Origin of the sequence: Hymenobacter mellowenesis, assembly GCF_030581005.1 — a bacterium.
Lineage (GTDB): Bacteria > Bacteroidota > Bacteroidia > Cytophagales > Hymenobacteraceae > Hymenobacter > Hymenobacter mellowenesis.
Genome location: NZ_JAUQSX010000003.1, coordinates 38,588 through 63,222, shown reverse-complemented (window position 1 = coordinate 63,222; position 24,635 = coordinate 38,588). Strand labels below are relative to the sequence as shown.

Genomic DNA, 24,635 nt, shown 5'->3' with positions numbered 1-24,635 from the left:
CTCAGACCGTGATTTCGGTGGCCAGCGCCGCCAAATCCAGCCCGTCGAACGTGCCCGACGACATGAGCAGCAGGTTGGCGTCGTGCCAGCTCTGGGCGCGCAGGAAGGCGGCCAGCTCGGCGCTGTCGGTGATTACCCGGATGTCGGGGCGCTGAAAGGCCTCGGCCACAGTGGCGGCGGCCAGCGGCGGCAGGCGCTTGTGTTCTAGCACGTGGGGGTTGAAGTACACCACGGCCACGTCGGGCGCATCGAAGCAGTGCGCATACTGCGGCAGGAAATCGGGGTTGAGGCTGCTGAAGGTGTGCAGTTCCAGGCACGCCACCAGGCGACGTTGCGGGAACTGCTTTTTCAGGGCCGTGGCGGTGGCTTTCAGCTTGCTGGGCGCGTGGGCGAAGTCCTTGTACACCACTGAGGTGGTGCCTTCCTTCACCAGCTCCAGGCGCCGCGCCGCGCCGGGGAACGAAGCCACGGCCTTGAAGAAGTCTTTGCCTTTGATGCCCAGTTGCTTGCACACTTCTTTGGCCGCCGAAATATTGCGCAGGTTGTGCTCGCCAAAGACCTGGATGGGCACTTCCTCGTCCTTCTTATTGATGAGAAAGGTCTTGCCGCCGCGGATGACGTGCTCGTGCGGACCGTAGCCGATGTAGGTCACGTCGGGGCTGGTGGGCACGCTCACCAGCTGCACCTGCTCGTCGTCGCGGTCGTAGATGAGCACGCCGGCTTTGGGCGTCATGTCGGCAAAAATGCGGAACTGTTCGCGGTAGATTTCCTCGGTCGGGAACACGTTGATGTGGTCCCAGCTGATACCCGAAATCACGCCGATGTGGTGCTGGTAGAGGTGAAACTTGGGCCGCCGGTCCACCGGCGAAGACAGGTATTCGTCGCCTTCAATGATGATAATGGGCGCGTCCGTCAGCTGCACCATCAAATCAAACCCGGCCAGCTGGGCACCCACCGCGTAGTCGAACTGCCGGCCGTGGTAGCGCAGCACGTGCAGAATGCAGGCCGTGATGCTGGTTTTGCCATGCGAGCCGCCGATGACGATGCGCTGCTTGTCGCGGCTGGCCTCGTAGATGTACTCGGGGAAGGAATACACTTTCAGACCCAGCTCCTGGGCGCGGGCCAATTCGGGGTTGTCAGAGCGGGCGTGCATGCCCACAATCACGGCGTCGAGGTCGGGGGTGATGTTCGTGGCATCCCAGCCTTCCTGGGCGGGCAGCAGGCCGGCGGCAGCCAGCCGGCCGCGGGCAGGCTCAAAAATTTCGTCGTCGGAGCCCGTCACGCGGGCGCCTTGGCGGTGTAGCGCCAAAGCCAGGTTGTGCATGATGCTCCCGCCCACGGCGATGAGGTGGACGCGCTGCGGCGCAGCAGATTGCGGAGAGAGGGTATCGGAAGCCAAGTCAGGTAGTTGTTAGTTGTCAGTTGCTCGTTGTCAGTCAGGAAGTGCCATGGTTAAGCATGACAAGTGCCGTCGAAGATGCCCAAATTGGCAACTCACAACGAACAACTGACAACCAAAAAGCAAGGGCGCGAAAGTACGAAAGCCCGGCCGCCGGGCCCGGCGCATAGCCAAAAGAATCGAATTTTCCACCGGCACTTTTCCCCGGCTTCGGGGTTAGCTTTGTATAGATGGCGTGCCCGCTGGTTTTTTCAATCGGGCCGCCCACTTTTCGATACGCCGCCCCAATCCCTTCCCCAACCGATGCCAGACCAAATGGACGACCGCCTGAAACAATCCGCTGCCCGAGCCAAAGCGGCCTGGGGCAACCGGGGCGGCACGGTGGTCCCCGCCAATGCCAGCGCCGCCGGCAAGCTCCCGCCCCAGGCGCCGGAGCTCGAAATGGCCGTGCTTGGCGCCCTGATGCTGGAAAAAGATGCCCTAACCTCGGTCATCGACCTGCTCAAGCCCGAGAGCTTCTACAAGCCCGCGCACAAGCTGATTTACGAAGCCGTTATCCGGCTGTTTGACAAGTCGGAACCCATCGACCAGATTACGGTGGTGCAGGAGCTGCGCGAGATGGGCGCCCTCGAAGCCGCCGGCGGCGCCTTCGGCGTGGCCAACCTCACCATGAAAGTGAACTCGGCCGCCAACGTGGAATACCACGCCCGCATCATCACCGAAACCGCCATCAAGCGTGAGCTGATTCGAATTTCGAGCGAAATCCAGCGCGATGCCTTTGAGGACACCACCGACGTGTTCAAGCTGCTCGACGATACCGAATCAGCCTTGTTCGAGGTGTCGGAATCGAACATTCGGAAGAACTTCGATGACATGCGGAGTTTGATGGGCAAGGCCATCAAGGAGCTCGAAGAAAAGAAAAACCAGGCCGACGGCCTCACCGGCGTGCCCACCGGCTTCACGGCCCTGGACCGCGTTACCAGCGGCTGGCAACCATCTGACTTGGTGATTATTGCGGCTCGGCCCGGGATGGGAAAAACGGCTTTCGTGGTATCGGCCATGCGCAACGCGGCGGTCGATTTCAAGAAAGCCGTGGCCATTTTCTCGCTCGAAATGTCCTCGTTGCAGCTCGTCAACCGTTTGATTTCGGCCGAGGCAGAGCTGGATTCGGAGAAAATCAAGAAGGGTAGCCTCGCCGACCACGAGTGGCAGCAGCTCAACCACAAAATCACGGCCCTCTCGGCCGCGCCGATTTATATCGATGATACGCCTGGCCTGAGCATCCGCGAGCTGCGCACCAAGTGCCGCCGCCTGCGCTCGCAGAAAGACGTGCAGATGATTATCGTGGATTACCTGCAGCTGATGAGCGGCAACACCGACGGCCGCGGCGGCAACCGCGAGCAGGAAATCGCCAGCATCTCGCGGGCCCTCAAGGGCATTGCTAAGGAGCTTAACGTGCCCGTACTGGCGCTGTCGCAGCTTTCGCGCTCAGTAGAAACGCGCGGCGGCGACAAGAAGCCGCAGCTGAGTGACCTTCGCGAATCGGGCTCCATCGAGCAGGACGCCGACATGGTAATCTTTCTCTACCGACCCGAATACTACGGCCTCGACCAGGACGCCGAGGGCAATTCGACGCAGGGTGTGGGCGAAGTCATTATCGCCAAGCACCGGAACGGCTCCCTCGAAACCGTGCAGCTCAAGTTCATCGGCAAGTTCACCAAGTTTGCCGACCTCGATGGCATGGGCGGCGGCTTCGACGGTGGCAACTACCAGCCCATGGCCCTGCCCGCCAGCAACTTCGACAGCGAGCCCAGCCCATTCGCGCCGAACACCATTCGCCTGGGCTCGAAGATTAACGAGTCGCCGGTGCCCTTCCCGAAGAGCAACTTCAGCAACGAGGAGCCACCATTTTAATCTTAGCTAATGGAAGCCGACCCGCTGGCAACGACGCTCAAACCCAATGTCCCCTTGTATTCGGCGCAGGCCATTCGGGGCTTTTCGATGCTGTTCAGCGCCATTGTCGGCGGCTTACTAATGGCCCAAAACCTGCGCGACGTGGGCCAGCCCGAGGCTGCGCGCAAAGCCCTGTGGGGTAGCATCGGCTACACGCTGCTGCTGCTGTGGCTCACGTCGTACTTGCCCAATCGGGTGGGCGGTATGTGGCTGCCATTGGTGATTGGCTATGCCGGGGCCATGGGCCTGGAAGCCTATTTCAAGAAATTTGTGCTGAACTGGGGGGATTTTCCAATTAAAAGCATCCGGAAGCCGCTCCTGATTTGCCTGGCTGTGACGCTGCCTTTGGTGGCCGCGCTGGTTTACCTGCTCGTCATTGCCGGAGGCCCGGCTGGTAGCCCTTACCCCTATTAGCCGCCGCTAGTTCGTGTGTCGCCTCGGTTTCAGGGTGGCTACTCCAGCGCCGAGGTGAGGGAGCAGGTGCTAGCGAAGCGCAGCAATTCGGGGCTGGTTTTGAAGCCGCGGCCGCCAAAGCCTTTGCTGTACAGCTGGATGTTGGTGCGCGGCCGGTCCCAGCCGCTGTCGCTGCTTTCGGGGCCGGTGCCGTCGCTGGCTTCAAGCACCGCGCCGCGCCGCACGTGCAGGGCGGCGCACATTTTATCGGCGGTTTTGATAGCGTCCGTGAGGGCGAGAGCGGCCGCTTCGCGGTGCAGGCTGTCGGCGCGGCTATGGCCATAGCCCAAGTCTTTGATGCGGCTGATGCGGGTGGCCAGCAGCTCTTCGAGGAACGGCGAGAGGCGCCGCAGGTCGTTGACGCGCACCGTGACCGATTGCGAGGAATTGAAGCCCAGAAACACTTCCTTGCCGCGCACATAGTCAAACTCCTTGTTGGATGACGTGCTGCTCACGCGCACCTCGTTGGGCCCGGGCGCGTAGCGGCGAGACACCGCCAGCACTTGGTCGACCACGGCTTGCACTTCGGCCACGGCGTCTTTCAGCTTGGGCCGGGTGAACTCGGCGTCCACCGTCAGCTCGGCATAGTCTGGGTACACGGTCACGCTGCCGTAGCCGCTGCTGCGCACCTGGCGCGGCGCAGCACCCGGGCCAGTGGGGGCCTGACAGGCGCTCAAGGTGGCGAACAGGGGCAAGACGACGAATTTCCAGACCGGCTTCATGGGCTTAATTTTCAAGCACAACGAGCCACCGCCGAGGATATTGCCAATTCCGGCCGGGACGGAAAGCTCTACCTTCGCGCCATGACCCTTGAGCTGTTCTATCTCTACTTTTTCGCCGCGCTGGCGGGTTTTATTGATGCCCAAGTAGGCGGCGGCGGGCTCATTCAGCTACCGGCTATGGTGCTATTGCTGCCCGAGGTGCCCTACGCCACCGTGCTGGGCACGGGCAAAGTGGCCAGCCTGGCGGGCACAGCGGCGGCCCTGCGCCGCTACCTGGGCGGCCCCGATGCCGTGCCGCTGCGCTGGCGCACGGTGGCCATCACGGCGCTGGTGGCGGGTGGGTTTGCACTGCTGGGCGCCAGGGCCGCCAGCAGCCTGCACAAGGAAGCGGTGCGGCCCCTGGTGCTGGTGCTGCTCACGGCTATGGCCGCATACACGCTGTGGCGCAAGGATTTTGGGAGCCTGCATGCGCCAAGCCTGCACGGCCGCCGCGAGATTATTACCGGGGTGGTGCTGGGATTGGCCATTGGGTTTTATGACGGCTTTTTTGGGCCGGGTACGGGTAGCTTACTGCTATTTGCCTTTGTAGGGCTGTTTGGCTATGATTTTCTGGCGGCGTCGGCCTCGGCCAAGTTTGTGAACGTGGCCACCAACATTGCCGGGCTCATTTTTTTCATCTCAACCGGACATGTGCTGTATCGGGTGGCTATTCCCATGGCCATTTGCAACATGCTGGGCTCGACACTGGGCGCGCGCATGGCGCTGCGGCAAGGCACGGGCTTCGTGCGGGTGCTTTTTCTGGTGGTGGTGGGCGCCTTTATCCTGAAACTGGGCTGGGAGACGTTTGCATAAAAAAACAGGCCCCGTGGTGGGGCCTGTTTTCGTTGAGAGCAAGCGCGAAAGCCTAGCGCGTGGCGGCAGCTTTCACAAACCGGGTGCTTTGGCCGGTGGTCAGGTCGCGCAGGAAATACACGCCGTTGGGCAGGCTGCGCACGTCCAGTTGTTGGCGTGGCTCAAGGGTCAGTTTTGCCTCCTGCAGCTTCTGGCCATACTGGTTGAACACGCCGAAGGAAGTGCCGGCCGCGCCGGCCACGGTCAGCGTTTCGGCCGCCGGGCTGGGGTAAGCCACTAACTCGGTGGTTTTGATGTTGCTCTTCACCATCACGACTGGGCTAAACGATTCTTTACCATCGGCATCGACCTGGCGCAAGCGGTAATAGCTGATGGCGTTCGGGGTGACATCGACGAACTGGTATTCACGAGCCTGGCTGCTGCTACCGGCGCCCTTTACCTGGCCAATGGCGTAGAACGCATCCGACGCGCCGTTGGTCCGCTCTACCACGAAATGGTCGTTGTTGCGTTCCGTGGCCGTGTTCCACGTCAGGGCCACGCCGGCGGCCGTGGCTTTGCCCTGGAAGGCCACCAACTCTACCGGCAGTGGGGTGATGGTGCCATAGGCGGCGAAAATATCGACACTGACACTGGCGCTGACGAGGCCGGCGGTGCGCACTTCAATCTGGTTGAAGTCGCTGGTCACCGGAAATTCAACCGCCACTTTGTTGCTGCCGGTCACGCTCAGGTCGAGCAGCGAGGCCACCGATATATTCTGCTCGTAGCCGGCGTTGCCATTCATGTAGGTGCGGATGCTGGTGCCGGTCAATATGCCCAGGTCCACGTTCGAACCCATCTGGATAATCAAGCCGGCCCGGCCACCGCTCCGCACCGTCGACGGGAAAGCCACCCGCAAGCGTGCCGCGCCAAGCAGGGCTGGCGCCTCAATGCGGGCCGCCGTGGCGAGCGAACCGTCAACGGCCAGCGGTTCGTCGGAAGCATTGAGCCTCGAATGCACGGTGGTAGCATACTGCCACTGCTGGGCCGCGCTTGAAAAAGCCGTGGCACTTAGTAGTAAAATGCCTGAAATGGCTGCCCGAAAGGATAAGTAAAATAAGCGCATAGAAGGAGAGTTAAAATTGGTTCTCTCCCGCTAAAACAATATTTTGGCCAATAAAACCTCGTGCATTCAATCCATTAACACACAGTTTTTTGAGCTTCCTGTACTTGCGCTTAATAGAATTAATCTGGGAATCAATGACCCAAATCGGGAATAATAACGACTGTTTTTAAATCAATATCATCACTTCGCAGCACAAATGTAATCTAATATCAACTATTTAAGAGAAATATTAACAGGCCACAAAATAAAATCAAGCTTTTATAATTATTGCACAAATATAAGAACTGGCTCACACTGTTTTTTTTCGCTTACGGAGCAACGTCAAACGGGGTTGTGTCAATTTTTCTAAAAATGACACAACCCCGTTTTTTATTTTCTTGCAGCTGTTTCGTTAGCCGGCTGCTATTGCAAGCGGACGCTGTTTGCGCTGCTGCTTGCGCCGTCGGTTGAGCCACATAATGGTGCCCGTGACGGGGAACGTGGCGCCGAGCAGCGTCATCACGAAGGCCAGCACTTTGGTGGGCCAGCCGAAAATGGCGCCCGTGTGCACCGGCTTAAACAGGCCGCGGATGCGCTGGCCCACGGGCCGCTGGGCGTAGGTTTGCCCGCTGATGAGTTGGCCGGAATACTGGTCGAGGTACACTTCGTCGGTGGCATTTTCGGTGATGGCGCCGGGGCGCAGCACGGCCACACGGATGCTGCCTTTGGCGTCCTTGGGCAGTTGCAGGGCGTAGAATTCGGCATCGGGGGCTTGCTGGCGGGCCAGGGCCAGCACGGCATCGGGGGCAAAGGGCGCGACGCCGGCCCCGGCGGGCGCGGCCGATTCCGGGGCTTCGGGGCGCTTCAGGGGCGAGTGGGTGAGCTTGTTGATGCCCTCCCCTACCCAATCGAACGACATGCCCACGCCGGTGAGGGCAATGACGAACAGGAAGACGGACGCGTAGAAACCCAGCACGATGTGGAAGTCGTGGTTGAGGCGCTTCCAGCCGCTGCCCCACTTCACCTTCAGGCGGGCGCTGAAAGCCTTGCGGGCCGCCGGCCACCACAGCACGATGCCCGTGGCCAAAATGAACAGAAAAACGGTGGCGCTGATGCCCATCACCAGCTTGCCCGCTTTGCCGGCTACCAGGCCGCGGTGCAACTGCTCCACGGTCTTGAAAAAGTTGTCGCGCGGGTTCAGCTCGCCGGTGATGGCGGCGGTGTAGGGGTTCACGAACACGCGGGGGCCGCCACCTTCGCCACGGCCCTTGCCGCCTTTTCCATCTTTGCCGGGGCCTTCGCCGGGCGCACCACCGGCGGCCGGGCGGCCAGCGGCGCGTGCTTCGCCGCCTTTCGCCTCAGCGCCGTTGCCAAGGCGGCCACCTTCCCGGCCCATGCGGCCCTTGCCGCCTTCCGGGGCACCGGCGAGGCTTACTTCCACGGTGCGGGTGGGGTCGGCGTACACTTTCAGGCCGCCGATTTTGGCTTTGGGCTTGTAGGCGCGCACGGCCTCGGCTACTTGGGCCAGCGAGAGGCGCGGCGTGCTGGCCGGTGCCACGAAGTAGCGCTCGGAGTGCCAGGACTGCTCCAGCTCTTTTTCAAAAGCCAGCACGCAGCCCGTGAGGCACACAAACACGATAATCAGGCCCGAGGCCAGGCCCAGCCAGAGATGAACGGTGCGAAAGGCAGATTTGAGCGGGCTCATGCAGGGAGGGAAGTATTTGTTGGTCAGAGGGCCCGGCCGAACCGACGATTGCACGGCTTAAGCAGCGGCCTGGTTCGATTCAGCCTGCCAGCCACTAAGCCGTGCAATCGGTGAGCTTCGGGCGAAGCCGAGAATTTTAGAACTTGTAGCCGAGCGTGGTCAGGAACTGACGGGGCGGAATCGGGTTGATGCTGTACCGGTCGTGCACCACGTAGTTCATCTCGTCGGTGATGTTGGAGAGCTTGGCCAGCACCGAGAAATGGCGGTAGGTGTAGCCCGCCGACAGGTCGATGGTGGTGAAGCCGCTGAGCGAAACCAGGCGGTCGTAGGCCGGCGCTTGGTTCACTGTGTTGTTGAGGCCACCGAAGCGCTGGCCGGTATAGAAGGCCGAGGCGCCGAGCTTGAAGCCGCGCAGCGCGGGCAGGTCGAAGGTGTAGAAAATGGAGGCGTTGGCCGTGTGGGCGGGGTTGTTGATGAGGCGCTCGCCTTCTACCTGGCTGCCGGTTTTGCCCGACGTGTTGGTGTAGCGGTGGAAGTTGTAGCCGTAGCCGGTGTTGAAGTAGAAGTTCTTCGAAAAGTTGCCGTTGATGTCCACGTCCATGCCGTCGCTGGTGGTTTCGCCGGTGAGGGCGCGGGCCGTGGGGCTCACCGAGCCATCGGGCAGGATGGCGGCCTGGGCCAGGCTGCTGTTGCGGTAGCGGTACACGCTCAGGTTGGTGAAAATCCGGCCTTTCAGCAGCTCGTTTTTGAAGCCGGCCTCGTACTGGTCCACCAACGAAGGCCGGAGCTGGTTCCCATTCAGGTCCACGCCCGCGTTCACGGTAAAGTTGTTGGTGTAGCTGGCGTAGAGCGACATGGTGGCCAGCGGCTGGTAAATCAGCGCGCCTTTCGGCGAGAAGGCCTTGTCGTATTTGTCGTCCAGCGTGCCGCTGGTTTGCACCTGCGTGGCCTCGTTGAAAATGGTGGTTTGCTTCACGTTCTGGTACGACCACCGCACGCCGGCCAGCACCTTGAACTTGGGCGAGAGGCTAATCAAATCCTGCACGTAGGCCCCGAAGCGGTACGACGGCGAAGTGGTGCGGGCCAGCACCGATTTATCGGGCATGTCGGTGCGCTCCCGGCGCCGGCTGCGGTCCAAGATGTTGATGGTGTCATAGGCCGCCGCGGTGCTGCCGTTGGCGCTACGGTAGCTGAACGTGTTGCTCTCGCTCACGATGCGCAGGAAGTCGCCGCCCACCAGCAACTGGTGGCCCAGGAAGCCGGTGTCGAATTTGCCGGTCAGGTTCAGTTGGGCGTTGTAGTCCCGCTCGCCGGTTTTCACGCCGCCCAGCGTCCGGGCGTAGTCGCCCACGGCCAGCTTGCGGGTGGCCACGGCTGTGATGGCGCTGGGCACGTTCAGGCCGAAGCCGTTCACGCGGGTGTCCATGATGCCGGCAATGGCGTTCAGCTTGAACTGCTCGTTGAAGCGGTGGTTCAGCACCGCCGAGGCCGAGTATTGGTCTGTGTTATTATAGGCCCACACCGCGTTGATGAAGCGCGAGCGCACGGCGCTGGTCGGCAGCTGCACGTCGGCGTTCTGGTTGATGACGCCCACGCCGTTGTCGGGCGTGATGTTCGATTTGAGGTAGTCGCCCTGCACTAGAAGGTCGGTTTTATCGCCCAGCTTGTACATCAGCGAAGGGTTCACGTACACACGCTCCGATTTCACCACGTCGCGGAAGCTCTTCGCATTCTCGTAGGTGCCCACCAGCCGGAACGCCAGCCGCTTGCTGAGGGGGCCATACACGTCCACAATCGGCTTGTAGAAGCTGTAGCTGCCCACGCGCATCGACGCTTCGCCGCCCCACTCGTAGCGCGGCTTCTTGGTCACCATGTTGATAACCAGACCGCCCGACACGTTGCCGTAGAGCAGCGCCGAGCTGCCCTTCAGCACCTCAATCGACTCCAGCGTGCTGGCATCCGGGAAGCCCTGGGTGTTGGAAATCAGGCCGTTTTTGAAAATGCTGCCGCCCCCGCCGCCCACGCCGATGCTGTAGCCGCGCGCCGAAAAGGTTTCGGCCACGCCCTGGCGCTGCTGCGTGAGCGACACGCCGCTCACGTTCTTGAGCACGTCGCCGAGGCGCTGGGCCTGCTGGTCGGCAATGACGGTGCTCGTCACCACGCCAATGCTCTGGGGCAGGTCAAGGGGCGCGATGTCGGCCTTGCTGGCCGAAGCCGGCCGGTTGATGGTCGTCGTGCCCGTTACCACCACCTCATTCAGCTGCGCCGCGCTTTCGGTCAGGGCAAAATCCGTTTTGGTGGTTTGGCCGGCGGTCACCGTCACCGTCTGGTCCTGCGACTGCAGGCCCACGAAAGACACCCGCAGCACGTGCGTGCCGGGCTCAACGCCCCGGATTTGGTAGGTGCCGTCCTCGGCCGTATTGGTTCCTTTGCCAGACTTGGGAATGCCCACGCTGACAAAAGCCGCCGGCTTGCCGTCGCTGGTCCGAATGATGCCGGAAATGGCGCCGGAACGCGACTGGGCGCTAAGGGTGCCCGTCAGCAACAAGCAAAACGCTAGCGTAGAAAGTACTTGGGTAAAGATTCTGGAAATCATGCAGCAGCACTAAGGGTAATTGGTGCTGCAAATTTAGAATCAGTCTAAACAAGATTCCTAAAACTATCTGGACTTATTCTAAATAAGAATAGATTCCGCATCAACAGTGCCATTACATGGCAGCGGCAGCATTAATCTAACAATCTGACCGACAACAAAAACGCCCAGCAAATTACCAGGCGCTTTGAACTATCAGCAGTGAGGAGCAACGGGCTGCGGCCAAGTCACCAGGCAGCTTGGGCAACGGCTACATCACCGGCCGGGGCCAGCTCAAACGCCTCGGCCAGCAGCTCGTAGGAACGGCGGCGGTCCTCAAAATCGGCGGTGATGGTGACGGCGGTTATTTCATCCACGCCGTATTCGGCCGCCATTTGGGTGAACTGGGCGTGCACCTGCGCGGGCGTGCCGCTCACCACGCGGGCGCGGTTGTGCAGCAGGTGGGCCTGGTCTTCGGCCGTGAATTGGTAGCTGCGCACTTCCTCGGCTGAGGGGAAGGTGCGGAATTCGCCCCGGTTGAAGCGGATGAGCTGCATGTCCATGGCTTTGCGCAGCTCGTCGGCTTTCTCCTCGGTATCGGCGCAGAGGGTGAATACGGCTACGTTGGCCAAGGGCTCGGCCAGCTCCAGCGAGGGCCGGAACCGCTCGCGGTACGTCCGCACGGCCTGCGGGCCGCCCGTGCCGTTGATAAACTGCGCGAACGAAAACGCCATGCCCAGGTGCGCCGCAAACAGCCCGCTTTGGCCGCTGGAACTCAGAATCCACAGCTCCGGCGCGGTGGCCGACTGCGGAATGGCCATCACCCGCTCATGAATGGTATCGGGCACTTTTTCATCGCGCAGGTAGGCCTGCAGGTCCATCAGCTGCTCCACGAAGTCCTTCTCGTTGAACTGGTTGGCGGGATTGAGGGCGTAGGCCGTGAGGCGGTCGGCGCCGGGCGCGCGGCCCATGCCCAGGTCGATGCGGCCGGGAAACAGGCTTTCGAGCATGCGGAAGTTCTCGGCCACTTTCAGGGCGCTGTAGTGCGGCAGCATGATGCCGCCCGAGCCCAGCCGGATGTGCCGCGTATGGTTGCCGAGGTGGGCCAGCAGCACTTCCGGCGTCGAGCCAGCCAGGGTGTTGGTGTTGTGGTGCTCGCTCACCCAGAAGCGGGTGTAGCCGAGGCGGTCGGCCAGCTTGGCCAGTTCCACGGTTTCGAGCAGGGCCTGGCGGGGCGTGGCGCCCGGCCGGATGGGCGACTGGTCGAGCACGTTGAGGCGAAGTTTGGGGGAGGCACTCATAGATTCAGGGGATATGGAATGCACAAACCAGCAGCGGACCCATCCGGTTCGAGGCCGACGGGCACAGCCGCCCGCCGGCCCCGGGCACGAACATTTGCCGGCTAAAGCGGTATAGGCACCCGAACTTTCCCTCCTCCTGTTTTAAATGAGCAACCAGAATAACATTATCATCACCGTGGCCGATGGCACCGAAATGCACGCCTACGCGGCTTTCCCCAGCAATACCGGCCCGGTACCAGGCATCCTGCTGTTGCAGGAAGCTTTTGGCGTAAATCAGCACATCCGCAACGTGGCCGACCGCCTAGCCGCCGCCGGCTACGCCGTGGTAGCGCCCGAATTATTCCACCGCACGGCCGCGCCGGGGCTGGAAATCGCCTATTCGGATTTCAATACCGTGGCCGCGCCGCACTTTCAGGGCATCACGGTGGAGGGCCTGACGGCCGACGTGCAGGCCGCCCACGCCTGGCTCACCAGCCAGCCGCTGGTGATGGCCGATAAAATCGGCAGCATCGGGTTTTGCCTGGGCGGGCGCGTGTCGTTTCTGGCCAACGCGGTGCTGCCGCTGGCGGCCGGCGTGTCGTACTACGGCGGCGGCACACACCTACTGAAAGACCGCGCCGCCGACCTGCACGCGCCCCACCTCTTCTTCTGGGGCGGCCTCGATGCCCACATCAAAAAAGAGCACATTGCGGAAGTGACCGGCGCCGTAGACGCCGCCGGCAAGCCCTACATCAACACCGTCATTTCCTACGCCGACCACGGCTTCAACTGCGACGAGCGGCCGAGCTATAATCCCCAAGCCGCTGCCGAGGCCTGGGCGCTGACACTGGTCTTCTTCAAGGAGAAGCTGGGAGCGTAGAGCCAGGTTGTTTTAAGATTGAAAACAGGAACGTCATGCTGAGCGCAGCCGAAGCATCTCTACCGCGCAAGTAAATAGTTACTGCTGCGGTAAAGATGCTTCGGCTGCGCTCAGCATGACGTTCCTTTTTCCGGTCAGCAAATTTCCGGTCAGCAAATCGTTTTAAGATGCTACTGCTGCCGGCTCTGCTGCCGTCTGCCGCCCCAAATACTGCGCCATGCTGCTGGCCAGAATGATTTGCAGCGCATGATAGAGCATCAGCGGTAAGAGAAGCAGCCCCGTGGCCGCGCTGGCCGGAAACAGCAGGCTGGCCATCACGCTGCCATGCACCAGCGACTTCTTCGACCCACAGAATACGGCCACCATCTGGTCGGCGCGCGGAAAATGCAGAGCCCGGCTCAGGCCCCAGATAGTGCCGAAGGCCACCAGATAGAGCGCCACCATGCCCGCCCCAAGCTTCACAATATCGGCCACGCCAAAGCGGCTGAAGATGCCCTCGGCGAAGGAATCGCAGAAGGCGGTGAAAACGATGAGTAGAATGGTAATCTGGTCGAACACGCGCAGGCCGGCCTTGCGCTGCTCCACAAAGGCGCTGAACCGGGAATGGAGCAGCACCCCCGCCCCCACCGGCAGCACTACCTGCCACAGCAGCTGCGTGGCCAGGCCCCACAGCTGCCCGCCACCCGTGCCGGTGTGCAAAAACAAGCTGGTGAGCAGCGGCGTGAGCAAGATGCCCAGCAAGCTGGAAAGGCTGGCGTTGAAAATAGCGGCGGGCAGGTTGCCGCCCGCAATGCTCACCATCACCACCGACGTGGAAACGGTGCTGGGCAGCGCGCACAGAAAGAAAATGCTTTGCCACAACAAGTCGCCGCTTTCGCTGCCGAAAAACGGCCGCACCAGCAGCGCCAGCGCCGGAAACAGCACGAACGTGGCCCCCTGCACCAGCACGTGCAGCCGCCAGTTGCGCATGCCGGCGCGCAGCTTTTCCACACTCATTTTCAGGCCGTAAAAGAAGAACACCAGCGCCACACCCACTGTGGTGATGGTATGCCACGGCACGGGGCTAGCCTTACTACCCAGGCCGGGCTGGAAGTAAGCCAGCGCCACCACACCCAGAAGCGCCAGCAAAAACCAGTCGAGCCCGGCGCGGGATAGTAAAGCCGCCAAACGGCCGGGAGCAGAGGGTTGATTCATACCTCAGCATACGCCTGCGAGCGCTTTGGTGGCCGAAAGTGAAAGTATGGGGCATGAAAAAGCGCCGGACTTTCGGGGCCCGGCGCTTTGAGTCGTTAAACGAATTCGACACGGTCATGCAGAGCGCAGCGAAGCATCTCGCTTGCTTCAACCAACCAATAATTTGCCACCACACGCGAGATGCTTCGCTGCGCTCTGCATGACGTTGATAATGTTTCGCCCCGCCCCTGCATCGCCTACTGGTCGCCGGCGCCGCCACCGCCCAGGCCGGGGGGCGGGGTGCCCTGCACACCCTGCACGTTGGGCACGCCCATTTTTTCCTCACGCTTACGCTGGTATTTGTCGAATTGCGCCGGGGTCAGCACGTCTTTGATGGCTGAGAGGCGGGAGCTGCTCACGGTTTCGACCACGCCGGCCAGCTTGCGCGGGTCGGCCTTATAGCGCAGGTGCGCCGACTCCACGGCGTCGATGCTGCGGCGGTTGATGGCACGGACTTTCTCGGTTTGCTGGGGGTTGAGGCCCAGGTTTTTCTGCATGTTGGCCGTAAGGGCGTTGGTTTTGGCGTCGACCACGGCCGCATCAGCCAGGGGCGCGGGGGCTTCTTCCTCGGCGGGGCGGGCGGCGGTGCGCGTTTTGGTTTTCACGCTGGGCTGGCCGGCGGTTTTGGTTTTGGCTTTCACCACGGCATGGGCCGGCGCCTGGGCCAGCACAGCCGGCGCGGCGGCCACGGCCAGCAGCGACGAGAGCAAAATAACTTTCATGGGAAACTTGGGTGGAAACACGGGCACAGAAAAAGGGGCGCTACGGCGGAGTAAATATCGGCGAAAAAGCCCGCTCTTTCAGCCTTGAACGCCTCGCCAACCATGTTTCGTGCCAGAGCCGCCCGAAAATCGGGCCCCGGCTTCGCGCCCGTGCAACCTTTCGGCCCGGTTTGGCATACAACCTTCATGAAACAGAACAAGCGTACTTCTTCGAAGAACTGGCTGCTGGCCGCCGGGCTCGGCGTGGCAGCCCTAGGCGCCACCCTCTGGGGCAACCGCCGCGGCTCCTACGACCTCAGCCGGCGCGTGGTGCTCATCACCGGCGGCTCGCGCGGCTTGGGCCTCGTGCTGGCCCGCCAGGCCGTGGCCGAGGGCGCCCGGGTGGCCATCTGCGCCCGCGACGAGGCCGAGCTGGCCCGCGCCCGCCAGGATTTGCTCATGGCCGGCGCTGCCGAAGCCGATGTGCTCACCCTGGCCCGCGACATCACCAACGAAGTAGAAGTGCGCACCATGGTGGCCGAGGTCGAAACCCGCCTTGGCCCGGTCGATGTACTCATCAACAACGCCGGCATCATCACGGCCGGCCCGCTCGACAACATGGACTCGCGCGATTTTGAGGATTCGATGGCCGTGCATTTCTGGGCGCCGCTGCACGCCATGCAGGCTGTGCTGCCCAGCATGCGCCGCCGGGGAGCGGGCCGCATCGTCAATATTTCCTCGCTGGGCGGCAAGGTGGCGCTGCCGCACATGGCGCCCTATAGCGCCAGCAAATTTGCGCTGGTGGGCCTTTCGGAAGGCTTCCGGGCCGAGCTGCGGCAGCACGGCATCAGCGTCACGACGGTGTGCCCGGGCCTGCTGCGTACCGGCAGCGTGGGCCACGCCGAAGTGAAAGGCCAGCACGAAAAAGAATTCGCCTGGTTCAGCATCGCCGACTCGCTGCCCGGCTTCACGCTCAGCGCCGAGCAGGCCGCCCGCCAAATCTGGAACGCCTGCCGCCGCGGCGATGGCGAAATCATCCTCTCGCTGCCCGCCAAGTTCCTGGCTGCTTTCCACGGCCTGCTGCCCGGCACCACCACCGACATCCTGAGCTGGATGAACCGCGCCCTGCCCGCCACCGGCGAAAGCCCCGCCGCCAACGTGCGCCGCACCGGCTTCGAAAGCGAATCGGACATCACCCGCTCGCCGCTCACCACCCTCAACCGCAAAGCGGCGGCGAAGAACAACGAGGTGTAAACGTCGAATGGCACGAGTACCCCGAATTTTCAATTCGGCCCGTCAAAACAGATGATGTTCAACTGGGCCGAATTAAAAATTCGGGGTACTCGTGCCATTTCGGCACTTCGTTTTTACAGCGTGCCGCGGCGCTTGTTGCCGCCCACCTTGGCCCCCGAAATCTTGGTTTGGCGGCGGTTGTGAATGCCGAGGAATCCGTTGTGGAACAGGCCGTGGTGCCCGTAACGCCGGTAAATCGGGCGGTGGTTGCCGGGCATTATTTTACGATTGGGATTGCGGAAACCGCTGGTCGAAGCAGCGGAAGCGTCGGCGATGGTCAATAAACTCAGCAGGCCAACAAGCACAAGAACGTTGCGGAACATAGGAATGGGATTAGAGATAAAAAGAGTAATCCAGGCAACCAGAAGCACCCATCTGCAGCATGTCGCTTCTGGTGTACTAACCCGCCCCGTGGCAGAAATATTGCCGCGCGTTCCAAAGCAATCGACCAAACAGGCACTTTACTCGCCCAAATACGACAACCTATCCCGTATTCACGAAGCTATTTATTCCTAATTATTAACCTAACTATCAGCGAGTTTATCATCTATTATATTTTCAAACTTGAATTGTCGATATTTTTATTAAAAAAATTTGAAAAAAACTAGTCAGAACGTCCGTCATAATTATTAATTGTTTCTGAAGTGCAAAAAAAGCTTCTTTTTTTCGCGTACGGATAATGCAATAAGTCCGGGCCGGGCGTCAATGCGCAGCGTGTTGCATCTTGCGAGATGCATTTCCCCGTCGAGCTAGCCTTGGGTCCCGCGCGCCTGCCCGTGCATCTATTGTGCGAGGTGCTGGCCTACTCCCTCGGCTACCGCCTCTACCAGCGCCTGCGCGCCGGCCACCCCGACCGCATCAGCGATGCCCACCGGCAATGGATTTTTGTGGGCGCGGCCGCTGGGGCCCTGCTCGGCTCGCGCTTGCTGGGCCTGCTGGAGCACCCCGAGTTGCTGGCGCATCCGCCCGGCGGCTGGCTATACTACTTCACCAACAAAACCATCGTGGGCGGCTTCCTGGGCGGCCTCATCGGCGTGGAACTCACCAAAAAGCGCCTGGGCGTGACGGCCAGCAGCGGCGACCTCATGGTGTTTCCCATTATTCTCGGGCTGGCCATCGGCCGGCTCGGCTGCTTTTTCAGCGGGCTCGAAGATGGAACCTACGGGACGGCCACCACCCTGCCCTGGGGCATCAATTTCGGCGATGGCATCCGGCGCCACCCCACCAACCTCTACGAAATTCTGTTTCTGGGGGCGCTGGCGCTACTGCTTTGGGGACTGGAACGGCGGCGCGGGCCGTTGGCCAATGGCCGGCGGTTTCAGCTGTTTCTGAGCGGCTATCTATTGTTCCGGCTGTTGGTGGAATTCATCAAGCCCACGGCGGCGCTGCCGGGGCTGGGCCTCACGGCCATACAGTGGGCGTGCGTGGTGGGGCTGGGGTATTATATTTGGCTTTGGGGCATTCACATTTGCCGCCTAACAAACACAGTATCTAATCTTATAACGAAAGACAACTTTCCTAAAAGCAATGATTACTCAAATTGATAAGCTCAAAAAATTTGGCATTTTTAAGGATTACACGCCAGTTACAGGACTGAAGGAATTCAATAGATTCAATTTATTTTATGGCCATAATGGCAGCGGTAAAAGCACACTAGCAAAGTTGTATTATTCTATTGGTGACAAGAAAGTCCATAGTCATTTTATTGCTTCATAATTTTCAATAACAGCCAAAGACCATGTACTGATAACGCACAAAAATATTGCCAGCAACTCTATCAATATAAGAGTATTTAACAAGGATTTTATTGATAAAAACGTAAATTTTGAGGACTCAAAAGCTAACACAATAATTATTTTATCAGAAGAGAAAAAGGATGAGATGGAAAAATACAAGATGACTTTAGAAAAACATCGTCTTAATACCAAAAAATACGAGTTAAACAAGTTTGAAAACTCGAAAAATGAGGAGAGCCTCAAAAAGAACCTAAGCAAATGGTCAAGCAATATTAAAAAATCCTTTGAATTAATAGAAACCAATAATAACTATTTTCTCAACTACGACAGAACTAAATTAGGAAATTTTATCAAAAACAATCGCAGCAATATTTGCCGCGAATCTATACTGGACGTTGAACAGGTTAAGGAGTTGAAAAATGCTATAAAACCTTCTAGAAAATCTGATATAAACTCCAATGATTTAGATTCATTCAGACTAGAGGAAATTGAAGCATTATTTGCTGAACTAGAGAAGGTTTTATCGAGCAGTATTTTTTCAGCTAGAATCGAGAGATTAGTTCAGAATATCGACATTAACCACTGGATTCAGGAGGGATTGGCAATCCGAGCGTCACACCAGAATGATGCATGTGAATTCTGTGGCCAAACAATACCACCGCACAGAATCAATGAATTAAACAACCACTTTAATGAGGAATACTCTAAATTATCAAAACAACTGAATAATTTGGAGGCGAAATTTGCAAATTTAAACCTGCAAATGAACAAAAAAATACCCGAGCAAATAGCGTTCTATGATGACCTGCATCCAGAATTCATTCTAGCCAAGGAAAATTTTCTGATAAGCCAAATTGCTTGTATGGCTTTAACAAATAATGCCATTACTGGATTAGATGAAAAGGTTGCAAATCCTTTCTTAGCAAATACTATTCGATTTTTAGATACACAAATTCTGTTTCAATCTTTCAACCAGCATCTAGAAATAATAATTGGCACTATTTCTAAGCACAACAATAAGAACAAGGATTTTGAGGAGGAAATCAAGAAAGCACAAGATGCATTAGAATTACATTTTGTTTGTCATACCGTTTTTTCTGAAAACTATTTCAGCATTGAAACAAACATTAAAAATCAACGTGCAGACTTAGAAAAACTAAATAGTGAAATCACAGAAAGCAAATCAACTATTGACGCTCTGGAATCAATTCTAATCAATGAGGCGGTTGGCGCTGATGATTTTAACAAGAAACTAAGCAAGTTTATTGGAAGAAATGATATTTCTATTCAGTTCAACAAGGATTTAAAAGGCTACAATTTAATAAGGGATGGTCATTCGCAATCAGCAACGAACTTAAGTGAAGGCGAGAAGACAGCAATTGCCTTTGTCTACTTTGTTTCTAAACTCAAAGAAAGTGGTAATAAAATCGAAAATACCATTATACTAGTTGACGACCCAATATCAAGTTTTGATAGCACTCATTTATTTTGCTCTTTTTCATTTTTAAAACAGGAATGCGAAAAAGCATTACAGTTATTCATATTTACACATAATTTTCAGTATTTCAAACTAGTTCGGGATTGGCTAATCAAGAAGAACGAACGCAAAAGACTTACAGATGGTACCATCCAGGAAAATTTGAAGTCTCATTTTTATTCCATTGATTCTACAAGCGAAATCAATAGAACATCTATTATAAAAAATGCAAACACAACTCTACTGAATTTTAATTCAGAATACCATTTCATATTTTTTAAATTATATTCGCTAAAAGACTTAAAATCTCTTGACCTTGAAAAGGCATTTTTAGCAGCAAATTTTTCAAGAAAGTTATTAGAGGCTTTTTTAACATTTAAATTTCCTAAAGGTCGAAACGACTTTAGCCAGCTATTGCAGGCAGGGTGCCCCGATAATCTTACCAGAGAAAAGGTATATAGATTTATCAATAAGTATTCTCATAACCAAGAAATAGAATTCCATGACAGCCCGATTGACAACCTATTAGGAGAAGGCGATAACATTGTTTCTGACATTCTGAGTATAATATCTACTTTAGATAATAAACATTACTCTGAGATGGTTGAAGTATGCTCTAACTGCGTTTTATAACACATCCACTATCACTACCCTATGACATATTCGAACGCTCTTACACCTCCTGCAATATCACCTTTAGTTCGCACCCGTACGGGTTTATTATGAAGTGTTTATGTGCCGGCTTCCTGTTCCTACTTAGCCTTCCCTCTCGCGCCCAATACCTCTCCTTCAACGGCGGCGAATACCTCGACACCACCACGACGCGCAACCCCGCTTGCGCGAAAGTCCCCACCGCCCCCTATTTCGCCGTGGATGGGAAGTACCCGCTCAGCTCGGCCACGCTGGTGCGGGAGGCGACGGCCTTTCTGGCGCACGACAGCCGCAAATTCGGCGGCAGCGGCTACGTCACGTTTCGGTTTGTGATTGATTGCGCGGGGTTTCGGCAGCCGATGACGCAGGTGCTGCAAACCGATGCGAATTACATGCCCACGCACTTCCGGCCGGAGCTGGTGAATGAGCTGTACGCCTTTCTGAAAACGCTGAAGGACTGGCGCGCGGCCACGCACAGCGGCTATGCCGTGAGTTATTTCACTTATTTAACCTTCAAAATAACCGATGGCAAAGTCGTGGCTGTTATTCCTTAGCCTGCTGGCCGTGGCGCGGCTCGGGCATTGCCAGCAGCCGACCAAAGCAGTTGGCGACTGCAGTAGCAAAGCCTACCAGGACACGCTCGTGGCCCGCTACCTCGACCGGGGCGCCCACCGCGTGAGCTACCTGAGTCCGCAGTGGGGGCAGTATTGCGACAGCCTGATTGCCGCCTGTCCCAACATTGCCTACGCCTACCAGCAAAAGGCCATGCCGCTGATAAAATGCGGTGATTACGCCAAATCCATGCCCCTGATAGACAAGGCCGTGGCGCTGGACGAAAACCGCTGGCTGGCTTACCGGGGTTTTCTCAAATGCATTTTCACCAAGGACTATGCCGGGGCCATTGCGGATTTCCAGCGTGTGGCGGAGCTCAAGCCCAACGGCCGCGAGATGGACCACACCTACGCGTTTTTCGAGGGTGCCTGCGAGTTGGAATTGGGCCACTACAAGCTGGCCGAAAAAGCGTTTGCCACCGATATGGCTCTGCAGCGCGGCGCCGATGGACAGGGCTCCATCCATTTCAACACCCTGTGGTATGCGGGCGTGGCGGCGGCCCGGCTGAAGCAATACGCGCAAGCGGAAAAGTATCTGCAGCAGTGCCTCAAAGCTTATCCGCAACACCCGGAAGCCAATTATTACCTGGCGCTCAACTACCGGGTGCAGGACCAACCGGCCCTGGCCCGGCAGCACCTCGAAGCCGCGCAACGCGCTCTGATTAGCGGCTACCGGCTGAATGAGGACAACATTTTCTACGCCAATTACCCGGAGCAAATAACTGAGTTTGAAGTGCGGCAGGCGTTGCGGGAGGTGGAGAAATAAATCCCGCTTGTCGTCCTGAGCATTCTGCGCATTAAGCAGGGACAAATGACCTTATCATGACTGAGCAATTAGCAATGCTATGTGTAAGCGTGATAAGGTCTTTCGCTGAACTCAGGATAACAGGTGGAATTACAGTTTTGCCGCTATATTCCGGCACTAATTCTCCTTTCCTGCTGCGCCATGCCCGAACGGCCCTATACCTACTACGACTTCACCCTCAGCCTCTGCCCGCAGTGCCTGCGCCGCATTGAGGCCAAAATTGTCTTCGAGGACAACAACGTGTTCATGCTCAAGCGCTGCCCCGAGCACGGGCGCCAGAAGGTGCGTATTGCCACCGACATTGAGTACTACAAGAGCATCCGCAACTACGTGAAGCCCAGCGAGACGCCGCGCCGCTTCAACGCACCCACGCACTTCGGCTGTCCGTACGACTGCGGCCTCTGCACCGACCACGAGCAGCACAGCTGCCTCACCGTCATCGAGATAACCGACCGCTGCAACCTCACCTGCCCCACCTGCTACGCCGAAAGCAGCCCCACCCACGGCCGGCACCGCACCCTGGAAGAAGTGGAAGCCATGGTGGACCTAGTGGTGGCCAACGAGGGCGAGCCCGACGTGGTCCAAATCTCGGGCGGTGAGCCCACGCTGCACCCGCAGTTCTGGGAAATTCTGGACATGTGCAAGCGCAAGCCCATCAAGCACCTGATGGTGAACACCAACGGCGTGCGCCTGGCCAAGGACGAGGCTTTCGTAGCGCGGCTGGCCACGTATGCGGGCGCGTTCGAAGTGTATCTGCAATTCGATTCCTTCCGCGAAAACGTGTTGCTGACCATGCGCGGCCGCGACCTGCGCGAGGTGCGCCGGCAAGCCATTGAGCATCTCAATAAGTATAACCTCAGCACTACGCTGGTGGTGACCTTGCAAAAGGGCTTGAACGATGACGAAATGGGCGACATCATCGACTACGCGTTGAAGCAGCGGTGCATTCGCGGCGTCACATTTCAGCCCACGCAGGCGGCCGGGCGGCTCGATAATTTCAACCCCGAAACCGACTCGTTTTCGCTCACCGAAGTGCGCCAGGGCATCATCGACCAGAGCCCGGTTTTCACGGCCGAGGACCTGCTGCCCGTGCCCTGCAACCCCGACGCGCTGGCCATGGCCTATGCGCTAAAATTGGAGGGCGAAGTCTTCCCCCTCACCCGCTACGTGGACCCCGCCGAGCTGCTCCAGAGCGGAGGTAACACCATTGTGTATGAGCGCGACCCGCGCCTGCGCCAGCACATGCTCAAGCTGTTCAGCACCGCCAATACCGTGGATACGGTGGTGCCCGAAATTAACCAACTGCTGTGCTGCCTGCCGCAGGTGTCGGCGCCGAATCTGGGCTATGATAATTTGTTCCGAATTATCATTCTGCAATTCATGGACGCGCACAATTTCGACGTGCGCGCCGTGAAGAAATCCTGCGTGCACATTGTAAGCAAGGACTTGAAAATCATTCCCTTCGAAACCATGAATATCTTCTACCGCGACCAGGAAAAGCTGGCGCGGCTGGAGGAATTGCGGGCCGAACGCATCGGCATTGTGTAATGGAGCCGCTCAAAACCACAAGCAACCCACCCAACGAACCGCCGAAAAACAACGGCTGCCTGATAGTCGTGCTCATTGGGCTGGTTCTTTTGCTGATAGGCTGGGGCATGTGCAGCGGCGCGCTGGGACTGTAATCTAATCCCCTGCAATCAAGCCTAACCATTTTTCCTGATAGGAAAGCCCACTTTATGAAGGCATCGTTTCCACGTATTTTGGGCATCAATTCAGCCATTATCCTGAGCTTAGCAGCCGCATTTCGGATGCAGGACGATGATTCTCCGATGGAAGGAAAGGGTACAGGCTTTATTATTTCCCTGGCAACGGCTATTTTCATTCAGTTCTTCGTCAATGCCCTTCTGGGTTATGCCGCCCGAAGCATCGAAACCCGGCAAAGCTTCTTCCTGGCCGCCATGCTGACCTTATTGATTGGCTTTGGCGCATGCATTGGCGGCACGTACACCTACTAATTCTGACTCAACGGACCTCAATCCCCATCGAATCAGCTCATGGAAAAGCCCACTTTTGGTAGCATCGTTCGCAATAATCTGCTGATAGTGCTGGGCGCAGCCGTCGTGCTGGGACTGGCAGCGAACTTTGGCTTCGACGCCGGTATTTTTCTGTTTGGCTTCTTCTACCTGGGCCAGGCATTGGTCAACCTGATTCTGGGTTTTACCCACCTAGGGCGGGGCCCAGAAGATGCGGGGGCGGCGCCTTATTTCGTGAGCATGCTGCTAGTACTCATCGTTGGGTTTGGGGCGTGCTCAGGCATTTTTATTGTCGCGGGCAGCCTCGGCAACATGCGCTGAGGCGGGCGCGGGCTGGCATTTGGGGCAGATGTAGGTGGCGCGGCCGCCCACGTAGTATTTCTCGATTTTCACCTTCGGATGACGGGGGCAGAAGGTGTGCGCATCGTCGCTGACGGGCGTGGCCGAAGTGTCCCACTCGCGGGCGTGAATTAGGAAAGAGGCCGGAAAATGCCGGTAGTTGGCCTCTTGGTTAATGGCCGTGTTCAGCACCAGTTGAATGGCGTCGTGCAAGGCCTTCGTTTCCTTCTCGGTGAGTGAGGAGCCCAGCCGCTCGGGGTGGATTTTGGCCTGAAACAGCACTTCGTCCACAATCCAGTTGCCGAGGCCGGCGGTGATGCCCTGGTCGAGGAGCAGCGGCTTGAGCAACGTTTTGCGGCGGCTCAGCTTCTGGTGCAGCTCGGCGGCGGTGATGGCCAGCGCGTCGGGTCCGATTTTCTTGGCGGCCTGGTGAGCGGCGGCGCTGTCGGCCAGCCGGATGCGGCCGAATTTGCGCGGGTCGATGAAGGCCAGGCGCAGGCCGGAATCGGTTAGGTGCAGGGCCACGCGGGTGAAGCGCGGGGCATCGGGCTCGTCGCGGTAGGCGCCCACGTCGCCGGTCATGCCGAAGTGCAGCACCAGCACTTTGCCGTTGTCCAGTTCCAGAAAGCAGTTCTTGCCCAGCCGGCTGGTGCCCGTGATGGTACGACCCACGAGGCCGGCGCGCAGCTCGGCTTCGGGCGTGGCCAGCACGTGGGCATCGTTCACCTGCACGGCGGCAATGGTTTGGCCCACGGCCAGCTCGTCAATAAATCGGCGGTAGGTTTCGACTTCGGGTAATTCGGGCACTTGGGGAAGTGTTGAGGGTTGAAGGTTGAGTTTCGCTGGCGCGTGAACGTCA

The 24,635-nt window shown here is 58.2% G+C and carries 21 protein-coding genes and 1 pseudogene; 12 read left to right on the top strand and 10 right to left on the bottom strand.

What is annotated here, in order from left to right; genetic code table 11:
• Position 1: 1 nt before the first annotated feature.
• Positions 2-1,399 carry a UDP-N-acetylmuramate--L-alanine ligase gene (locus tag Q5H92_RS06755; protein WP_305010739.1) on the bottom strand — a complete coding sequence of 466 codons (1,398 nt, stop codon included), beginning with the start codon at positions 1,397-1,399 and terminating at the stop codon, positions 2-4.
• A 303-nt stretch (positions 1,400-1,702) separates the two neighbouring features.
• On the opposite strand from Q5H92_RS06755, the gene dnaB reads away from it, so the two are divergent.
• Both dnaB and Q5H92_RS06745 read left to right on the top strand, forming a co-directional pair.
• Positions 1,703-3,313 (top strand): replicative DNA helicase, encoded by a 1,611-nt coding sequence (dnaB, locus tag Q5H92_RS06750; protein WP_305010738.1) that lies wholly within the window; start codon positions 1,703-1,705, stop codon positions 3,311-3,313.
• A 9-nt stretch (positions 3,314-3,322) separates the two neighbouring features.
• Complete coding sequence (locus tag Q5H92_RS06745) at positions 3,323-3,766, top strand: hypothetical protein (RefSeq protein ID WP_305010737.1); 444 nt, start codon at positions 3,323-3,325, stop codon at positions 3,764-3,766.
• Between the two features lie 38 nt (positions 3,767-3,804).
• Here Q5H92_RS06745 and Q5H92_RS06740 read toward each other — a convergent pair whose 3' ends face one another.
• The gene (locus Q5H92_RS06740; protein ID WP_305010736.1) at positions 3,805-4,500 is read right to left on the bottom strand and encodes an SIMPL domain-containing protein; all 696 of its coding nucleotides are present in this window, start codon (positions 4,498-4,500) and stop codon (positions 3,805-3,807) included.
• A 108-nt stretch (positions 4,501-4,608) separates the two neighbouring features.
• On the opposite strand from Q5H92_RS06740, the gene Q5H92_RS06735 reads away from it, so the two are divergent.
• The gene (locus Q5H92_RS06735; RefSeq protein ID WP_305010735.1) at positions 4,609-5,379 is read left to right on the top strand and encodes a sulfite exporter TauE/SafE family protein; all 771 of its coding nucleotides are present in this window, start codon (positions 4,609-4,611) and stop codon (positions 5,377-5,379) included.
• Between the two features lie 52 nt (positions 5,380-5,431).
• Here the strand turns inward: Q5H92_RS06735 and Q5H92_RS06730 are convergent, their stop codons facing one another.
• The 4 genes from Q5H92_RS06730 to Q5H92_RS06715 form a co-directional block, all read right to left on the bottom strand.
• Positions 5,432-6,481 carry a T9SS type A sorting domain-containing protein gene (locus Q5H92_RS06730; RefSeq protein ID WP_305010734.1) on the bottom strand — a complete coding sequence of 350 codons (1,050 nt, stop codon included), beginning with the start codon at positions 6,479-6,481 and terminating at the stop codon, positions 5,432-5,434.
• A 391-nt stretch (positions 6,482-6,872) separates the two neighbouring features.
• Positions 6,873-8,165, bottom strand: coding sequence for a PepSY-associated TM helix domain-containing protein (locus Q5H92_RS06725; RefSeq protein ID WP_305010733.1), 1,293 nt, complete (start codon positions 8,163-8,165; stop codon positions 6,873-6,875).
• Positions 8,166-8,301: 136 nt separating this feature from the next.
• Entirely contained in the window at positions 8,302-10,761 is a 2,460-nt protein-coding gene (locus Q5H92_RS06720) for a TonB-dependent receptor (protein ID WP_305010732.1), read from the bottom strand.
• Between the two features lie 224 nt (positions 10,762-10,985).
• A complete protein-coding gene (locus Q5H92_RS06715; protein ID WP_305010731.1) occupies positions 10,986-12,038 on the bottom strand; it encodes an LLM class flavin-dependent oxidoreductase in 1,053 nt (350 codons plus the stop codon).
• 145 nt (positions 12,039-12,183) lie between these two features.
• Here Q5H92_RS06715 and Q5H92_RS06710 point away from each other — a divergent pair, with 145 nt between their 5' ends.
• On the top strand, positions 12,184-12,897 hold the full coding sequence (locus tag Q5H92_RS06710) for a dienelactone hydrolase family protein (protein ID WP_305010730.1): 714 nt from the start codon (positions 12,184-12,186) through the stop codon (positions 12,895-12,897).
• Positions 12,898-13,059: 162 nt separating this feature from the next.
• Here Q5H92_RS06710 and Q5H92_RS06705 read toward each other — a convergent pair whose 3' ends face one another.
• Both Q5H92_RS06705 and Q5H92_RS06700 read right to left on the bottom strand, forming a co-directional pair.
• On the bottom strand, positions 13,060-14,091 hold the full coding sequence (locus Q5H92_RS06705; protein ID WP_305010729.1) for a bile acid:sodium symporter family protein: 1,032 nt from the start codon (positions 14,089-14,091) through the stop codon (positions 13,060-13,062).
• Between the two features lie 236 nt (positions 14,092-14,327).
• Positions 14,328-14,852 (bottom strand): hypothetical protein, encoded by a 525-nt coding sequence (locus Q5H92_RS06700; RefSeq protein ID WP_305010728.1) that lies wholly within the window; start codon positions 14,850-14,852, stop codon positions 14,328-14,330.
• 186 nt (positions 14,853-15,038) lie between these two features.
• Between Q5H92_RS06700 and Q5H92_RS06695 the strand changes: the two genes are divergently transcribed.
• The gene (locus tag Q5H92_RS06695) at positions 15,039-16,085 is read left to right on the top strand and encodes an SDR family NAD(P)-dependent oxidoreductase (protein ID WP_305010727.1); all 1,047 of its coding nucleotides are present in this window, start codon (positions 15,039-15,041) and stop codon (positions 16,083-16,085) included.
• A 113-nt stretch (positions 16,086-16,198) separates the two neighbouring features.
• Here the strand turns inward: Q5H92_RS06695 and Q5H92_RS06690 are convergent, their stop codons facing one another.
• Positions 16,199-16,447, bottom strand: coding sequence for a hypothetical protein (locus tag Q5H92_RS06690; RefSeq protein ID WP_305010726.1), 249 nt, complete (start codon positions 16,445-16,447; stop codon positions 16,199-16,201).
• A 408-nt stretch (positions 16,448-16,855) separates the two neighbouring features.
• Here Q5H92_RS06690 and Q5H92_RS06685 point away from each other — a divergent pair, with 408 nt between their 5' ends.
• The 7 genes and pseudogenes from Q5H92_RS06685 (at position 16,856) to Q5H92_RS06655 (ending at position 23,758) form a co-directional block, all read left to right on the top strand.
• Complete coding sequence (locus Q5H92_RS06685) at positions 16,856-17,668, top strand: prolipoprotein diacylglyceryl transferase (RefSeq protein WP_305010725.1); 813 nt, start codon at positions 16,856-16,858, stop codon at positions 17,666-17,668.
• Positions 17,652-19,970: pseudogene (locus Q5H92_RS06680) on the top strand (AAA family ATPase). Before Q5H92_RS06685 ends, Q5H92_RS06680 begins: the two are co-directional and overlap by 17 nt.
• Positions 19,971-20,059: 89 nt before the next feature.
• The gene (locus Q5H92_RS06675) at positions 20,060-20,542 is read left to right on the top strand and encodes a hypothetical protein (RefSeq protein ID WP_305010724.1); all 483 of its coding nucleotides are present in this window, start codon (positions 20,060-20,062) and stop codon (positions 20,540-20,542) included.
• Positions 20,514-21,365: a tetratricopeptide repeat protein gene (locus Q5H92_RS06670; RefSeq protein ID WP_305010722.1), complete on the top strand. Its 852-nt coding sequence runs from the start codon at positions 20,514-20,516 to the stop codon at positions 21,363-21,365. The genes Q5H92_RS06675 and Q5H92_RS06670 overlap by 29 nt, the downstream gene beginning before the upstream one ends.
• A gap of 180 nt (positions 21,366-21,545) precedes the next feature.
• The gene (locus Q5H92_RS06665) at positions 21,546-22,952 is read left to right on the top strand and encodes a radical SAM protein (protein WP_305010721.1); all 1,407 of its coding nucleotides are present in this window, start codon (positions 21,546-21,548) and stop codon (positions 22,950-22,952) included.
• Positions 22,953-23,140: 188 nt separating this feature from the next.
• Entirely contained in the window at positions 23,141-23,419 is a 279-nt protein-coding gene (locus Q5H92_RS06660; protein ID WP_305010720.1) for a hypothetical protein, read from the top strand.
• A gap of 39 nt (positions 23,420-23,458) precedes the next feature.
• Positions 23,459-23,758, top strand: coding sequence for a hypothetical protein (locus Q5H92_RS06655; RefSeq protein ID WP_305010719.1), 300 nt, complete (start codon positions 23,459-23,461; stop codon positions 23,756-23,758).
• Here Q5H92_RS06655 and mutM read toward each other — a convergent pair.
• Positions 23,714-24,583 (bottom strand): DNA-formamidopyrimidine glycosylase, encoded by an 870-nt coding sequence (mutM, locus tag Q5H92_RS06650; RefSeq protein ID WP_305010718.1) that lies wholly within the window; start codon positions 24,581-24,583, stop codon positions 23,714-23,716. The genes Q5H92_RS06655 and mutM overlap by 45 nt on opposite strands.
• Positions 24,584-24,635: the final 52 nt, after the last annotated feature.

Excerpts from the sequence above, each read along its gene's own strand:
- dnaB (WP_305010738.1), top strand. The coding sequence starts at position 1,703 with ATGCCAGACCAAATGGACGACCGCCTGAAACAATCCGCTGCCCGAGCC.
- Q5H92_RS06745 (WP_305010737.1), top strand. The coding sequence starts at position 3,323 with ATGGAAGCCGACCCGCTGGCAACGACGCTCAAACCCAATGTCCCCTTG.
- Q5H92_RS06735 (WP_305010735.1), top strand. The coding sequence starts at position 4,609 with ATGACCCTTGAGCTGTTCTATCTCTACTTTTTCGCCGCGCTGGCGGGT.
- Q5H92_RS06730 (WP_305010734.1), bottom strand. The coding sequence starts at position 6,481 with ATGCGCTTATTTTACTTATCCTTTCGGGCAGCCATTTCAGGCATTTTA.
- Q5H92_RS06725 (WP_305010733.1), bottom strand. The coding sequence starts at position 8,165 with ATGAGCCCGCTCAAATCTGCCTTTCGCACCGTTCATCTCTGGCTGGGC.
- Q5H92_RS06720 (WP_305010732.1), bottom strand. The coding sequence starts at position 10,761 with ATGATTTCCAGAATCTTTACCCAAGTACTTTCTACGCTAGCGTTTTGC.
- Q5H92_RS06715 (WP_305010731.1), bottom strand. The coding sequence starts at position 12,038 with ATGAGTGCCTCCCCCAAACTTCGCCTCAACGTGCTCGACCAGTCGCCC.
- Q5H92_RS06710 (WP_305010730.1), top strand. The coding sequence starts at position 12,184 with ATGAGCAACCAGAATAACATTATCATCACCGTGGCCGATGGCACCGAA.
- Q5H92_RS06705 (WP_305010729.1), bottom strand. The coding sequence starts at position 14,091 with ATGAATCAACCCTCTGCTCCCGGCCGTTTGGCGGCTTTACTATCCCGC.
- Q5H92_RS06700 (WP_305010728.1), bottom strand. The coding sequence starts at position 14,852 with ATGAAAGTTATTTTGCTCTCGTCGCTGCTGGCCGTGGCCGCCGCGCCG.
- Q5H92_RS06695 (WP_305010727.1), top strand. The coding sequence starts at position 15,039 with ATGAAACAGAACAAGCGTACTTCTTCGAAGAACTGGCTGCTGGCCGCC.
- Q5H92_RS06690 (WP_305010726.1), bottom strand. The coding sequence starts at position 16,447 with ATGTTCCGCAACGTTCTTGTGCTTGTTGGCCTGCTGAGTTTATTGACC.
- Q5H92_RS06685 (WP_305010725.1), top strand. The coding sequence starts at position 16,856 with ATGCATTTCCCCGTCGAGCTAGCCTTGGGTCCCGCGCGCCTGCCCGTG.
- Q5H92_RS06675 (WP_305010724.1), top strand. The coding sequence starts at position 20,060 with ATGAAGTGTTTATGTGCCGGCTTCCTGTTCCTACTTAGCCTTCCCTCT.
- Q5H92_RS06670 (WP_305010722.1), top strand. The coding sequence starts at position 20,514 with ATGGCAAAGTCGTGGCTGTTATTCCTTAGCCTGCTGGCCGTGGCGCGG.
- Q5H92_RS06665 (WP_305010721.1), top strand. The coding sequence starts at position 21,546 with ATGCCCGAACGGCCCTATACCTACTACGACTTCACCCTCAGCCTCTGC.
- Q5H92_RS06660 (WP_305010720.1), top strand. The coding sequence starts at position 23,141 with ATGAAGGCATCGTTTCCACGTATTTTGGGCATCAATTCAGCCATTATC.
- Q5H92_RS06655 (WP_305010719.1), top strand. The coding sequence starts at position 23,459 with ATGGAAAAGCCCACTTTTGGTAGCATCGTTCGCAATAATCTGCTGATA.